Source organism: Salipiger sp. 1_MG-2023, from assembly GCF_030547555.1.
Classification (GTDB): domain Bacteria; phylum Pseudomonadota; class Alphaproteobacteria; order Rhodobacterales; family Rhodobacteraceae; genus Salipiger.
Map to the genome: position 1 here is coordinate 1 of NZ_JAUOQN010000052.1, position 14348 is coordinate 14348.

Here is a 14348-nt window from a genome sequence, read left to right on the forward strand (position 1 = left end):
CGGCACGAGTGGCTGGACCTCCACATCTTCGAAACCATCGACGAGGTGCAGCAGATTGCCACCGAGTGGCTCTGGTCTTACGACAACGAGCGTCCAAACATGGGCAATGGCAGAATGACACCCGCCCATAAACTGAAGATCGCCGCATAAATTCTACGTCCAAGCACCCGTAAAAACGGGGGGATTACCGCCACCCTCTTTGCGAAACAGAACCCTGCCGGATGACTGACGGCACGCAAGACGTTCTGGGCTTGTGGCTCCGGGCCAATGAGGGCCCAATATTCTGGGCCAAGGTGCTGAGCGATCTGCGTAACTGCGGCGTTCAGGACATCTTGCTCGCAGTCGTGGACTGCCTCATGGGTTTCCCCCTGTCCATCGAGGCGTTCGTCGGGCAAACGCGCCACTGGCGCCTTTGCTGATCCTCCTCACTCCCCCAGACCCAAGTCCAGATCTGTATTGTCCATCTGCTGCGGCATCCAATGATGCTTTGCCAGCTTTAAGGCCCGCAAGGCTGTCACAGCTGCTCTGAATGCAGTCTATTCGGCTATTGATGCCGCGGCGGCCGAAGCCGCGCTAACTGAACTTGAAGCGAGCGATCTGTCAAAGCGCTAACCGGCCATAGCGCCGGGCTGGCGGCGGGTCTGGAACGAACTCATTCCGTTCTTGGATTTTCCACCCGAGGTGCGCAGGCTGATTTACACGACCAATGCCATCGAAGCGCTGAACTCGGAAATCCGCCGCGCGGTCCGAACCCGCGGCTATTTCCCCAGCGATGAGACGGCGGCCAAGTTGATCTATCTGGCGCTGAACACGACCTCAGCGGAGTGGACGCGGTCAGTGTGTGAATGGCATGCGGTGAAAAGCCCGCTCGCCATCATATTCGAGGAACGCTTCCCATTGGCGAAATAAAAGGCGCGAGGCCATTGCCATTCGGCGCAGCGGCGCCCGCGCACGCATTGTATTCAAGTTTACCCACGACCGCATGCTGGAAGCTATAAATTGCTGCCCGCGCGGGGCTGTCGGCCATCCTGCCGCCCCTAGTCTTCCCGTTCCATGCCTTCCCCCGGCGGGCGGCGCGCAAGGTGCCGCTCTCGAACCCGAGCCGCACAGGAGCCACGTATGAACTGGTCTGCGATGTTATTTCGGGGGTGGAACGGCACCGTTCGCACCGCGATCACAGGCACGCTTTCCTCGTGGTGTCGCAGCGCGCTTCAGGTAACCGCACGCTGGCAAAGTTGATTGCGTCAGATCTAGTGGTAACGGTCGCCTTCGGGTCCACGCTTTCGTCAATGCTGGCAAGCGCAGATGTGGCGCTGGCCGAAGGTGCCGTGGCGCTGATACTGATGATCGCGCTGCGATACGGGATGGTGGAATTTACGGCGCGATCGTGCCGCTTTGCCCGGGCCGAGCGAAGCGAACCAAGTTTGCGGCTGCGCGATGGGGCGCAACTTCCCTACGCCATGCGCCGTGCCTCTGTCACGCGAGAGACGCTGGAGGTGGTGGTTCGCAGCGCAAGAAGCCGGCAGCAGGACGATATGTCGGCCGTGATCCTGGAATCGGATGGATCATTTTCGGCTATAGGTGGCGAGGCGGCCCGTACCGGAACCTGATCCCGGCGCGGGCGCAGCGCTATAGCTTCCAGGCCAGGCTTTCATAGGGAACAAGCCGCAGAAAACGCGGAATTTCACCGCGCGGCGTGTGCGAGCAGACAAGGCAGTCCGCCTGCCCTGCCAGTTCCGGCGGCAGCTCACGCTCACGGTCCTGCGCGGTGAAGTTGGCGATGACGAACAGCCGTTCGTCCCCCAGCCGACGTTCGAAGGCGATGATGTCGGGATCATCCTGCATCAGCTGCACCGTGTGGCCAAAGGTCACCAGATCGCTTTCCTTGCGCAGTGCGATCAGCCGCCGGTAATGGGCGAAAACGCTGTCGCTATGCACCATGTCTTGTTCGACGTTCACCTCGCCGAAATTCGGGTTGGCCTGTATCCAAGGCGTGCCTGTGGTGAACCCGCCGTGGGGCGCCGCGTTCCACTGCATTGGCGTGCGGGAATGGTCACGGCTGTTGCGGTTGGCCCCGGCAAGGAACGCCTCGGGGGAAACGCCCTGCGCGATCTGTTCTTCGAAATGGTTCAGCGTCTCTAGGTCGCGGTACTGGTCGATGCGTTCGAATCGCGCATTGGTCATGCCGATTTCCTCGCCCTGATAGACAAAGGGCGTGCCCTTGAGCAGGTGCAGCACCGTGGCCAGCGTCTTGGCGGCAGGGCGGCGGTGGGCACGGTCATCGGCATAGAACGACACCTGCCGCGGCAGGTCGTGGTTGGACAGGAACAGCGCGTGCCAGCCATCCTCGCGCGTCAGGTCCTGCCAGGAAAACAGCGCGCGCTTGAATGCCACGAGGTCGAACGGCTTGGGCGCGAACTTGCCCAGCTCGGGGTGCCAACCCTCGCGGATGTGGGAAAATTCGAACACCATGTCCAATTCATCCCGATCACGCCCGCAGTAGAGCAGGCCGGTTTCGATAGATACCGACCAGCTTTCGCCGATGGTCAGCACATCGCGCCCGGCCAGCACCTCGCGATGCATTTCCTGCAAGAATGGGTGAAGGTCGGGGCCTTCCTCGTAGACGCGGGCATCGACATCCTTGCCGATCAGGCTGATCACATCCATCCGAAAGCCCGCGATACCCCGGTCGAGCCACCAGCGCATCATGTCGTAGATCTCGGCCCGCAGGGCGGGATTCTGCCAGTTCAGATCGGGCTGGGCGGGGCTGAAGAAGTGGAAATAATACTGCCCCACCTCTTCGCAATAGGTCCACGCCGGACCACCAAAGGCGGCGCGCGCATCATCGGGCGGCCCGCCATCAGGGGCGGGATCGCGCCAGATGTAATAATCGTGCTGGGCGCAGTCGCGCGAGGCGCGCGCCGCTTGGAACCAGTGATGCAGCGACGACGAGTGGTTCACCACCAGATCCATCACGATGCCGATGCCGCGCTCGCGCGCTTCGGCAATCAGGTGGTCCATGTCATCCAGCGTGCCGAATTCCGGGGCAATGTTGCGGTAATCCGCGATGTCATAGCCGTTGTCGATCATCGGAGAGGCATAGACCGGCGACAACCAGATGAAGCCGATGCCAAGGTCGGACAGGTGCCCCAGCTTGGAGGTGATGCCGGGAATGTCTCCCATGCCGTCGCCGTTGCTGTCGGCAAAGCTGCGCGGATAGACTTGGTAGCCAGTGGCGCGGTGCCACCAGCGTTCGGTACGTTCGGACGCCGCATTGGGGGCCGCGTGCGGAGGGGGGGCATGAGCGGTCATGTCTGCTCCTGTGTTTTGGGGTTTGTCAGGACGGTCAGCACAGCGCGATCACGGCCAGTGGGCCGAGTGTCAGGCTATCCTGATCGAGCGCTACTTCGCCGCGCGAGAACTGCGTTTGCAGGGACGATCTGGGCAGCGTCAGCTCGGTCGGCTTCAGGGCGAAGTTCACCGCACAGATCAGGCTGTCGCCCGCCTTTTCTCGTTCAAAAGCGATGACCTTGCTGGGCACGTCTTCGAAGATGTGCTCGGACGCGGTTCTGAGCATGGGCATCGTGCGGCGCCAGCGCATCAGCTTGCGAGTGAATTGCAGCACCGAGTCGGGGTCCTGTTCCTGCACATCGATGGCGCTGTCGCGGTGGTCATGCGGCACCTTGAGCCAAGGTGTTTCAGAATCGGAGAACCCGCAGTTGAGCGCTTCTCGGGTCCAGGGCAGAGGACAGCGCACACCGTCGCGGCCCTCGAAATCGGGCCAAAGCGCCTTGGCCCACGGGTCCTGCAGTTCCTCGAACGGGATGTGGGGCTGTTGCAGGCCTAACTCTTCCCCCTGAAATAGGATCGCGCCGCCCATCAGCGTGGTTTGTAGGAAAAGCAATAGCTTGGCGGCATCTGGCGCGCACCCGGCGGCACAGGCTTTGGGCATCAGGTTGGACACCGAACGCGGGGAGTCGTGGTTGGTGAACACGTTCAGGCTGGACCCCGGCATCAAGTAGCGCGACCGCAGGTGCAGCATCGAGGTCCAATCGCGCAGCGTGTCGGCGCGGTTGATGAGGTCGAAGTCATAAACCGCGTGCAGCCGGTCGTTGTCGACGGTGTATTTCGGCGCAAGGCGCGAGCTGTCCACATCGGCCAGCTCGCCGATCAGCACGCGCGGCGGGTCGTATTCATTGGCCACGCGGCGCAGCTGGTGCAGGATCGGGATCGCTTCGGGGACGTCACGGTCAAACAGGTGTATCTGCTGCTTGAACGGGTTGTTGGGGCCTCCCCCGACCGACGGGTTTTCCGTCGCGCGGGCGGGGGGGTTGGATCGCAGCTCACTGTCGTGGCTCAGGCACTGAATGGCATCAAGGCGGAACCCGTCCAGCCCCATGTCCAGCCAGAACCGCATGTTGTCCAGCACCTCGGCCATCACCTGCTGGTTGCGCAGGTTCAGCGCAGGCTGGCTAGCCAGAAAGGGGCGATAGCAATATTGCGCCCGCTGCGGCACCCAGCGCCACGCCCGCCCGCCGAACGAGCTGATCCAGTTGTTGGGCGGCCCGCCGTCGGGCGCCGGGTCGGCCCAGACGTACCAGTCGGCCCTGTCATTGTCGCGCGAGGCGGCGCTTTCCTTGAACCACGGGTGTTCGTCGGACGTGTGCCCGGCGATGAAATCGAACATGATCTTCAGATCGAGGTCATGCGCCGCGTCGATCAGTTCCTGCACATGTTCGACCTTGCCAAAAGGCGGATGGACGCCACGAAAGTCGCTGACATCATAACCATTGTCTTGTTGCGGCGAGGGGTAGAACGGCGTCAGCCACAGCCCATCGACCCCAAGATCGCGGATATACGGCAGCTTTTCGGTAATGCCGCGGATATCTCCGTAACCATTTCCCGAACTGTCATTGAACGAATGCGTGTAGACTTCGTAGAACACCGCGCCGCGCCACCATTCAGGAGGCTCGGGCACAGTGCCCCGATGGGTAATGGCATAAACGAGTTCTGCGTCTCTTTCAGTGACGGACATGGGCAGCTTCCTGTCGTTGATTGTTTCGCTCGCGCAGTGGCGAAATTAACCTGCGGGTCCGGTCATGCCTGCGTTGGCAGTTCCGCTGGGCCCCTTGCGAAGGGGGCGATTGCTGCATCGCTGTCGATTACAGATTTGACGATTGACGGCGAACCTGACTTGCATCTGCCGGTGTGCGTTTGTTTGCCCACTGGAGGCGCAAGTCGGCTAAGTCGTACTGCACGATGCCGCTATTGAGCCGAGATGCTGCTAACGGGGTGAACAGTGGCCTTGAACAGACCCAGCCGGCAGTCGCAAAGCGGATCGGCATGCCTGTCGCAGGATTTGTTGAACAAGTGGGGACTCCTTTAAATCGGACTGCTCGGCGGCGCACGCCCTGGACGTAGCGAGCGGGTACGGCGTTGACCAACAAGCGCCTGTTGACGACAAACCCTTACTGGGCTCGGCTGGTTCCGAAACAGGCGGTCACCGCGCGGGGCGCCTTTGCCGCCCTGTCAGTCTGCGCCACCTGAGAAACAAGCGGCGCTGCGGCGCAGGATCCAAATCTGCCTGCTTTCGAACGCGCGGATGCCGCGAAGGACGGGGCTGTCCGTGCAGGTGCTCGCGTGCGAGACCGCTCGAAAGACGTCGCCGCCCAGCTTTCTGAAGCCGCCGAGCGCATGAGCGCCGAAGTACGCGAAGGCGATAGTACCGGCGGCCTGCAGCCTGCCGGGCACCTGGTTCGAGGACGCGTCAGAGCGCGTCGCCGATGCCGCCCATGCCAAGGCCGTGAAGGAAGATTTCGGCCCACGCAGCTGATCTCGCGCCCCCTGTTCGCACAAGACACCCGCAGATCTGCAGCGGGCCCGCGTGAGCGGCATCATCGTTGTGATCGTGATCGGCGCTGCGTTCACACTTGGCCTTGTCCTGCTGCTTGCCGCGTGATGACCGCACCGATGCCTGCCGCCCGACGCCCCCATCGGTGCCGTCATCAGCGCGGCCATCCCCGGCGATCGGTTTGAACCGCAGTGTTCCTCTTCGCACTCATCGGGAGGGTCTGAATGTGCGGTGTGCTGTCCACGCGGTTCAATTTGAGGAAGAGTGCAGGCAGATGCCCCGCTTGAACTCTGCATTTCCAAGCTGTGCGCGGGCCTGAATTCTGGATGGCGTTATGCCAGTTTCCCTTTGGCCAGCGGCGATGTCGGGCACCCTGCATCAGCGCTCCATTTCGCGTGGCGCAGGGAACGTTATAGCTCGCCCATAAGTTGACGCAGGGAACTATCCGCAGTGAGGGGATCGTACGTGTTGACGTTCAAGAACATCGCTTCGCAGCCGGAACAGGCTGGCAGTGGCCGTGAAGGCAGACCCGGCGAAAGGCCCGAAGACAGGCTGACGGCAGCGTCGGTGCGACCGGCTGCCGCTGGCCTCGAAGATTGCGGCCCACATGAGCTCGCACGGCGACTGCGCGATGCTGCCGCGATTGATCTGTCGCTGGGCCGGCTGCTGGAAGGTCATGCAAATGCGCTGCGCCTTGTCATGACCTATGGCGATGATGCAGACCGCGCCGCGCTGCGATCCGATCTGAAAGCGGGTAACATCTTTGGGGTATGGGGCGCTGATGCCACACCTCCGGTCGGTACCGACGGCGAGCGTCTGAGCGGGGCGAAACGCTTTGCGTCGGGGCTTGGCATCGTGGATCAGGCCATCGTTACGACCGGCAGTGGCGCTGAGCAGCAGCTTTACCTCGTAGATGCAACCGATCCCGAACGCCATGACCCTGGCTGTTGGGATATGAGCGGTATGCAGGCGTCGCGCTCGGGCCGGTTCGATTGCAGCGATCTTGCCGCACGTCCAATCGGCCCACCCGGATGCTACACCACCGAGCCGCACTTTGTCGGGGGCACCTGGCGGATCGCGGCGGTGGCGGTGGGCGGGATCACGGGCTTGCTGGATCGCGCCGCCACGCAGCTGCGGGCGCGCAACCACCTGCAGGCCGATGCCCATCTGTTGCGGCTTTCCCCGATAGCCCTGCGAGTCACCGCCGCCTGGGCAGCGACCCTGCGGGCAGGACGCTACGCTCAGGGGGCATCGGGCGCCGCCGCCCCCGAAAAAGCCGCCGTGCTGTCAGTATCGACGCGGCTGCTGACCGAGGAGCTGGGGCAGGATTGCATCGCGGCGGTGGAACGATCGGTGGGCTTGTCGATGTTTGCCTCCGATGACGATACCGGGCGCCACGCACGCGACCTAGCCTGCTACCTGCGGCAAGCGGCACGCGATGCGTTTCTGATGCAGGTGGGCCGGGTGATGCTGGGCCGCCCCGGCGGAATGGCGGAGTGGCTCGATGATTGCGACTGACACGCCCCCCCTCGCCCGCCCGGTCACCGCATCGTACCTGTGCGGGCCCTACCCCATCGTCGTCCTGGCGCCCCACCCGGATGATGAATCGCTTGGCTGCGGCGGCTTGCTGGCCAATGCCTTTGCTGGCCACGGTGCGCATGTCGTGCTGATGACCGACGGCGCTGCGTCGCATCCCGGCTCGCGCGGCTGGCCCGCGCGGCAGCGGACAGACGTCCGGGCGCGGGAACTCGACGCCGCGATCCGCGAGCTGGGCGGTACTGCAGAGGATGTCACCCGCCTTGGTTTGCCTGACGCGGGCATGGCGGACCCGTCCGTCCCGGTGTTCTCCATCGCCCGCAGCATCGCCGCGCTTATGTCCCGGCTGGGCGCGCGCTGTCTGTTCGCCACAGCCCCCACGGACCCGCATTGCGACCACGAAGTTACCGCAGAGATCGCGCGCCTCGCGGCCCGGGTGACGGGCGCTCGGCTGATGTTCTACCCGGTCTGGTCGCGCTGGAAACAGCCTGATTTCCGCACAGAGCTGGCGGGCATGAGCGAATACCGGCTGGACACCTCTGCAGTGCGCGAACGCAAGGCCCGCGCCATCGCAGCGCACCAGAGCCAGCTCGGTAAGGTCTTTACCGATGACGATCGAGGCTTCGTGCTCGACCCCGACTTCGTGCGCCTGTTCGTCGAAACCGACGAGATCTTCTTCGAGGAACACGCCACATGAGCGCAGTGCATCTCGATCACCTCGAAACGCTTTATGCCAACGGAGACGACCCCTGGGGCTTTCGGACGAGCGCCTACGAACAGGCCAAGTTCCGCGCCACGCGTGCCGCCCTTGGCCGGCCAGCCTATAGCTCCACGCTGGAATTGGGGTGCGGCAACGGAGAGTTGGCGCGCCACATCGCGCCGATCTGCGGACAGTATACTGGCGTCGATGCGGTCGAGACGGCCCTGCAGGCGGCGCGACGCGCCGTCCCGGGCGGGCACTTCGTGCAGCTGTTCCTGCCCGCGCCGTTGCCGGGCGGGCCGCATGACCTGATCATCCTGTCCGAGATCCTCTATTTCCTGGATCCGGACGGCATCCGCGCGCTTGCCGCGCAGATCGACGGGCGATGGCCCGGGGCGGAACTGCTCTGCGTCATATGGCTTGGGCACAGCGGCAACCCGCTGCAGGGGCGCGACGCGCTGGACCTGTTCCGCGGCGCAACCTCCCGCGCTTGGCACCGCGCGGGGGGCGGCGCCCGCTACCGCATCGACCGCGCCGAGGGCAGAGCATGACGCAGCACTCCCTGACGGCAGTCGACCCCGGTGCCTTCGCCGCATCCGGCACCGTGATCGTGATCCCTGCCCGCAATGAACAGGTCTATATCGCCGATTGCCTCGACAGCCTGTTCGCGCAAGCCACCCCGCGCCGCGCCGGTATCGTGATATGCGTCAACAACACCACGGATGACACCGCCGCCATCGCTCTGGATCGCGCCCGGTCCAGGCGCTGGCCCCTGATCGTAATCCAAGCAGATCTCGCCAAGGGCGGTGTCGGACAGGCGCGGCGCCTTGGTCATCGCGTAGCGCTGCGTGCTGCGCCGCATGCGTCGGTCCTTCTGTCGACCGATGCCGATTGCCGGCCCGCCCCTCGATGGCAGGCCGAGATGGAAATGACCTTGCGCCGCGCGCCCGCCGTTCTGGGGCGCATCGAGGTTGCCGCACAGGAGCTGGCCGGTTTTCCCGGGCAGTTCCTGCGCCGTCAGCATATCGAAAACGACTTTGCTGAACTCGCCATGGAGTTTGAACGCCTGATGGACCCCGCCGGCCCGAACGGGATCGGGTTGAACACCGCTGGTGGCGCCAACCTTGGCTTTCGCCGGGCCACCTATCTACATGTGGGGGGCTACCGCGCGATGCCATCGGGCGAAGATCGCGACATCATCGCCCGCGTAAGGCAGGCGGGGCTACGCCCGATACGGGCGGATCGGGCCGTCGTGGTGGCGTCGATGCGGCTGATCGGCCGCGCGCCGGGCGGTATGGCGGATCAGATCCTGGCGCGGTCCGGCTGTGGCGATAGCAGCGTCGATAGCGCCCTCGTCCCGTTCGAGGCGATGGTGGCGCAACACCTCGGCCGACAAACCCCGTCCCTACCGATGACCCTGTCGCGCGCCATGCAGGATCTTCCGCTGTTGCGCGATTGCGTGGAAGGTCTGCGCGGGCTTTCCTGCATCCACAGCCGCCGCCGACACCTAGCGGCGCTGCTGCAGAACCCTCTAGAGATGGAAAGCGGCTGCGGGACTGAAGATGCCGACGACAGTTGGAACTGAGAACACCACCGCCGAACTTGCGAGGAACCTGATGGTTCTGGCGTAGGATGCCATGGCCGCCGATGAAACGCCCATCGAGCGGCTCGACGACGCCGGGTATCGCGCGCAGGCTGACGGAGTTTGCATGGTCACCGGCCCTTACAGCGATCATGTCACAGCCCCTCAACACCCGTTCAGCTGCCGACCGGGCGCAGAAGCGCCTGCGAGCCGGCCGACCGTCTAACGGATTGATGGGTTTCAGGCCATCGACCAAGAATCTTGTGATGAGGTTCGCCGATGTCTCGACAAGCATGCGCAGCTACGCCCGCGACAGAGCACGACGGCAAGACGCGACCGGGTGCAGGTGTGGTCGCGTGAAATCGCGGGGCGGCGGGAACAAGATCCGTCGCGGGTACGTTCCGTTCCAGAACCGCCCGGATACAACCCTTGCGACACTTAGACCTTCCGGGCGCCTCATTTCCCGACGCTCCAGCCGATCCGAAGGATAGCTCACATGACAGACAACAAGGCGCTTTACCCCACCACTGCGGACACCCAGCAAGGAACCGAGATCGCAGACCATCCGGTCGAGGTCGGACATGGCGGGGAATGGCATCAACGAGACCCCGATGCACCGCGCATGACGACCGCGCAAGGCACCCCGGTATCGGACGATCAGAACACCCTGACGGGGGGCGAACGCGGACCGTCGCTGCTTGAAGACTTTCATTTCCGCGAAAAGATCTTTCATTTCGACCACGAACGCATTCCCGAACGCGTTGTCCACGCCCGCGGCTATGGCGCGCACGGCTATTTCGAATGCACCGATGCCATCCCCGAACTGACCTCGGCCAACCCGTTCCAGGAAGCGGGCAAGCGCACCCCCGCCTTCGTGCGGTTTTCCACCGTGGCGGGCAACAAAGGCTCGTTCGATCTGGCGCGCGACGTGCGTGGCTTTGCGGTGAAGATGTACACCGAAGACGGCAACTGGGACTTGGTCGGCAACAACATCCCGGTGTTCTTCATTCAGGATGCGATGAAGTTCCCCGATCTGATCCACTCGGTGAAGGAAGCCCCCGACCGCGCCTTCCCGCAGGCACAATCGGCGCATGACAACTTTTGGGATTTCATCTCGCTCATGCCCGAATCCATGCACATGATGCAGTGGGTCATGTCCGACCGTGCCATCCCCCGCTCGTTCCGTTTTATGGAAGGGTTCGGCGTTCATACGTTCCGTTTCGTGAACGCCGAAGGCAAGAGCCATTACGTGAAATTCCACTGGAAGCCCAAGCTGGGCCTGCAATCGGTGGTCTGGGATGAGGCCGTCAAGATCAACGGTGCCGATCCTGATTTCCACCGCCGCGATCTGTGGGATGCGATTCAGAGCGGCGATTTCCCCGAATGGGAACTCGGTCTGCAGATCTTTGACGACGAATTCGCCGATAAGTTCGATTTCGACGTGCTGGATGCCACCAAGATCATCCCCGAAGAAGACCTGCCCATCCGCGTCGTCGGCCGCCTTGTGCTGGACCGTACCGTCGACAATTTCTTTGCCGAAACCGAACAGGTGGCGTTCTGCACGCAGAACATCATTCCCGGCATCGATTTCACCAATGACCCGCTGTTGCAGGGGCGTAACTTTTCGTACCTCGACACCCAGACCAAGCGTCTGGGCGGGCCGAACTTTACCCATATCCCGATCAACGCGCCACGCTGCCCGTTCCACCATTTCCAGCAGGATGGGCATATGGCGATGCACAACCTCACCGGGCGTGCCAACTATGAACCCAACAGCTGGGCGCAGGGCGGCCCGCGTGCCGATCCCAAGGCCGGGTTCAAGAGTTACCCCGCCGAAACCTCCGGCCCCAAGCGCCGCCTACGCCCCGAAAGCTTTGCGGACCACTACAGTCAGGCGCGTCAGTTCTACATCTCGCAGACGCCGGTGGAACAGGATCACATCGCCAACGGCTTCGCGTTCGAGCTGTCCAAATGCGTGGTGGCCGACATCCGCAACCGCATCCTGTCGCACCTGCAACTGGTCGACGAGGGGCTTGCCGCCAAGGTCGCCGATGCGCTTGGCCACGATCTGCCCGCGCCTGCCACTCCGGCGCTTGCTCCGGTCGATCTGAGGGTGTCGGACAAGCTGTCGATCCTCAAGAACGGGCCGGACAGCTTCAAGGGTCGCAAGATGGGCATTCTGGTCAGCGACGGTATGGACAAAGCGATCTTTGATGCGCTCGTCGATGCTGTGAAAGCCGAAGGTGGTATGGTCGAGATCGTCGCGCCCAAGGTCGGTGGCGTCACCGCATCCAACGGCGAGGTGGTCGAAGCGAACCAGAAGGTCGATGGCGGGCCCTCCGTGCTTTATGACGCGGTCGCGCTTGTGCTGAGCAAAGAAGGCGCCGAAAAGCTGGGCAAGATGCTTCCGGGCAAGGATTTCGTGTCCAACGCCCACGGGCATTGCAAGTTCATGGCGATGACTGCCGACGCCGCGCCGCTGATGAAGGCCGCCGGCCTTACCGACCCCGATGGCGGGATGATGACCCTGAAGTCGCCCAGCGATGCGCCCGCCTTCGTAAAGGCCTGCCGCGCGGTGCGCTTCTGGGATCGCGCCGCCTGATCCCCATCCGATGAACATCGCTTCGGCCCCGCGCGATCGCGGGGCCGGGCCTATCGCGACGCCCCTTCGGCGCGCACCCCCCCCCTGAAAGGTTTCCCGATGATCGATCTTGCGTTCTCGACCGCGCTGCAATGGCAGCGGTGGGCATTTGGTGCGACGCAGATAATGCTGTCTTCCGCCACCGTCATACAGATCCGCATGATGCAGATGTCCCTCGGCACCATGCACCCCGAGGAAGCCACACGCATGGTATTCGAAAAGTGCTCCGCTCTGGCCAAGGCGACCGAACTGACGAACCGTGCCCTTGCCGCCAACAAGGGTCCCGCTGCGGCAGCGCTGGCCGGGCTCGCGCCCTACAGTCAGGCAACCCGGGCCAACGCGCAGCGCCTGTCGCGCCGATCGCGCGCGAGATGATGCTGCGCCGCGATCAGATGACTTCATTGCTGTGGTGCTGTAGCGGGCGCCCTCCGGTCCTTAGCGACGCCCCTCGCCCGTCAGGGCCAGATCGCCAAGCCCTGCGCATGGCAGACGGCTATGGAACGTCGGGTTTGGACCGGACCCTTGCGCCGCCCTCCGTGCCGTTCAGGCCTTGGTGAGCGACGCAGTCCCCCGACTAGAACCGCAACTGCGGGGGGCTATTCTGGCTCACACATCGCCATAGGCGGTTGGCTGATCGCGCCGGTGTCCCTCGCCTACACCCTCGGAAGACCAAGGCAATCCTATCGCCCAAATCGTCGGCGCAACCCAAGCGCAGGTCGCGCGGCGATATCACCAAAGCGATCATCCTGATCCGCCTGTGCAACGATCCGAGGGCCGGTGTTTGGGCAGATTGGATACCTCGGGCAGGGCGTCAGGTGCTGCCCAGAACTCGCACCCGAACCGCAAAGGAGACGCGCATGAACTGGTCTGAAATGTTCTTCCAAGGGTGGAACGACATCGTTCGCACGCTGATCGTAGGCGCGCTGGCCTACGCCTTCCTTGTGGTGTCGCTGCGCGTTTCGGGTAAGCGCACGCTTGCCAAGCTGAACGCGTTCGACCTTGTCGTGACGGTGGCTTTCGGCTCGATCCTCGCGACCATCCTACTGAGCGAGGACGTGGCGCTGGCCGAAGGCGCGACGGCGCTCGGGCTGCTGATCGCGCTGCAATACGGGGTGACAACCTTGTCGGTGCATTCGCGCAGTTTCGCCCGAGCGGTGCGGGCCGAACCGACATTGCTGCTGCGCGATGGCGCGTCGTTGCCGAACGCCATGCGCCGCGCCCGCGTGACCCATGAAGAGTTGGAAGCCGTGGTGCGCACCGAAGGCGGCCAGAACCTCGAGAATGTCTCAGCCGTAATTCTGGAGACGGACGGCTCGTTCTCGGTGATCGGCGCGGGATCGGCGGACGTGCAGGTGGCATGCTCAGGAACCTGATCCCGGCGGGGGCGCGGCTCTGTCCGGTCCCCCCGCGCAGAGCCGCGCCCGCGGTGGGGATGGGCATGACGAAACGCCGTTCGTCGCTATCCTACGCTCAGAGTACTTCCCGCATCGCCGCAAGCTGCTGGCTTTGCTATGGCGCGCGCTCAGTGCCTGCATCTCCATCACAGAAACTACTGGGGCCGTGTATCAAAAGCCCTCGGAGTCCCTCGCAGCGATCACCCGGTCCGGAGGGCGGATAAATTGTAGAACCGCTCCTTGCTCCACAGATGCACCATGTTCGCGTTCAGCCCGTGGCGCCGGGCGATGGCCGCGATTGATGGCGCTGCCAGCGCTTCGGCAACCACCTGACGCTTGAAAGCGAGCGTGTCGTTCCGCGACCCCTTCTTCCTGCCCATGTTTTGGCGCGTATCAAACTCCAGCGGGCACTGGATTGCCCCGTCGCCTGCCTCCATGTTGTTTGCGGCATCCAGAAGCACGCAGCCAAACAGGTCGGGGTCACGGACACGGGGTAAGGTGGGGTCGCCTGTGGTTTCGGTGAACGGCATGTTTTGCTGTCCAACCTGGCCGCGTTCGCTTAAGGGCGTCAACTGCGCGTCAGACAGCATTTGCATGGGGAAAACCTGAACCGAAGCCCAAAAACCGACACGGGCGCTGTCCGG

At 63.5% G+C, this 14348-nt stretch carries 15 protein-coding genes; 11 read left to right on the top strand and 4 right to left on the bottom strand.

All coding sequences use genetic code 11. The features are described 5' to 3' along the window. The 4 genes from Q4543_RS19245 to Q4543_RS19260 all read left to right on the top strand — a co-directional run. On the top strand, positions 1 to 150 hold a 150-nt coding region (locus tag Q4543_RS19245), incomplete at its 5' end, for an integrase core domain-containing protein (RefSeq protein ID WP_303441018.1). Positions 151 to 221: 71 nt separating this feature from the next. Then, positions 222 to 419, top strand: coding sequence for a transposase (locus Q4543_RS19250; protein ID WP_303440977.1), 198 nt, complete (start codon positions 222 to 224; stop codon positions 417 to 419). A 244-nt stretch (positions 420 to 663) separates the two neighbouring features. Beyond that, positions 664 to 909 carry a transposase gene (locus Q4543_RS19255; protein WP_303440978.1) on the top strand — a complete coding sequence of 82 codons (246 nt, stop codon included), beginning with the start codon at positions 664 to 666 and terminating at the stop codon, positions 907 to 909. Positions 910 to 1082: 173 nt separating this feature from the next. Beyond that, entirely contained in the window at positions 1083 to 1610 is a 528-nt protein-coding gene (locus Q4543_RS19260) for a DUF421 domain-containing protein (RefSeq protein ID WP_303440980.1), read from the top strand. Between the two features lie 19 nt (positions 1611 to 1629). On the opposite strand, the gene Q4543_RS19265 is transcribed toward Q4543_RS19260, so the two are convergent. From Q4543_RS19265 to Q4543_RS19275, 3 genes are all read right to left on the bottom strand, one after another. Continuing rightward, on the bottom strand, positions 1630 to 3312 hold the full coding sequence (locus Q4543_RS19265; protein WP_303440982.1) for an alpha-glucosidase: 1683 nt from the start codon (positions 3310 to 3312) through the stop codon (positions 1630 to 1632). Positions 3313 to 3346: 34 nt separating this feature from the next. Next, complete coding sequence (locus Q4543_RS19270; RefSeq protein ID WP_303440984.1) at positions 3347 to 5035, bottom strand: alpha-amylase family glycosyl hydrolase; 1689 nt, start codon at positions 5033 to 5035, stop codon at positions 3347 to 3349. Between the two features lie 494 nt (positions 5036 to 5529). Further along, on the bottom strand, positions 5530 to 5898 hold the full coding sequence (locus Q4543_RS19275) for a hypothetical protein (RefSeq protein ID WP_303440985.1): 369 nt from the start codon (positions 5896 to 5898) through the stop codon (positions 5530 to 5532). Positions 5899 to 6316: 418 nt separating this feature from the next. On the opposite strand from Q4543_RS19275, the gene Q4543_RS19280 reads away from it, so the two are divergent. From Q4543_RS19280 to Q4543_RS19310, 7 genes are all read left to right on the top strand, one after another. Next, positions 6317 to 7369, top strand: coding sequence for an acyl-CoA dehydrogenase family protein (locus tag Q4543_RS19280; RefSeq protein WP_303440987.1), 1053 nt, complete (start codon positions 6317 to 6319; stop codon positions 7367 to 7369). Further along, positions 7356 to 8084 (top strand): PIG-L deacetylase family protein, encoded by a 729-nt coding sequence (locus tag Q4543_RS19285; RefSeq protein ID WP_303440989.1) that lies wholly within the window; start codon positions 7356 to 7358, stop codon positions 8082 to 8084. Before Q4543_RS19280 ends, Q4543_RS19285 begins: the two co-directional genes overlap by 14 nt. Further along, the gene (locus Q4543_RS19290; protein ID WP_303440991.1) at positions 8081 to 8638 is read left to right on the top strand and encodes a class I SAM-dependent methyltransferase; all 558 of its coding nucleotides are present in this window, start codon (positions 8081 to 8083) and stop codon (positions 8636 to 8638) included. The genes Q4543_RS19285 and Q4543_RS19290 overlap by 4 nt, the downstream gene beginning before the upstream one ends. Further along, complete coding sequence (locus tag Q4543_RS19295; RefSeq protein ID WP_303440993.1) at positions 8635 to 9672, top strand: glycosyltransferase family 2 protein; 1038 nt, start codon at positions 8635 to 8637, stop codon at positions 9670 to 9672. Before Q4543_RS19290 ends, Q4543_RS19295 begins: the two co-directional genes overlap by 4 nt. A 493-nt stretch (positions 9673 to 10165) precedes the next feature. After that, on the top strand, positions 10166 to 12271 hold the full coding sequence (locus Q4543_RS19300) for a catalase (RefSeq protein ID WP_303440994.1): 2106 nt from the start codon (positions 10166 to 10168) through the stop codon (positions 12269 to 12271). Positions 12272 to 12370: 99 nt separating this feature from the next. After that, positions 12371 to 12685 (top strand): hypothetical protein, encoded by a 315-nt coding sequence (locus tag Q4543_RS19305; RefSeq protein ID WP_303440996.1) that lies wholly within the window; start codon positions 12371 to 12373, stop codon positions 12683 to 12685. Positions 12686 to 13167: 482 nt separating this feature from the next. Beyond that, positions 13168 to 13683, top strand: a complete 516-nt coding sequence (locus Q4543_RS19310; protein ID WP_303440998.1) for a DUF421 domain-containing protein — start codon at positions 13168 to 13170, stop codon at positions 13681 to 13683. 221 nt (positions 13684 to 13904) lie between these two features. Here the strand turns inward: Q4543_RS19310 and Q4543_RS19315 are convergent, their stop codons facing one another. Continuing rightward, positions 13905 to 14300 carry a hypothetical protein gene (locus tag Q4543_RS19315; RefSeq protein ID WP_303441001.1) on the bottom strand — a complete coding sequence of 132 codons (396 nt, stop codon included), beginning with the start codon at positions 14298 to 14300 and terminating at the stop codon, positions 13905 to 13907. Positions 14301 to 14348: the final 48 nt, after the last annotated feature.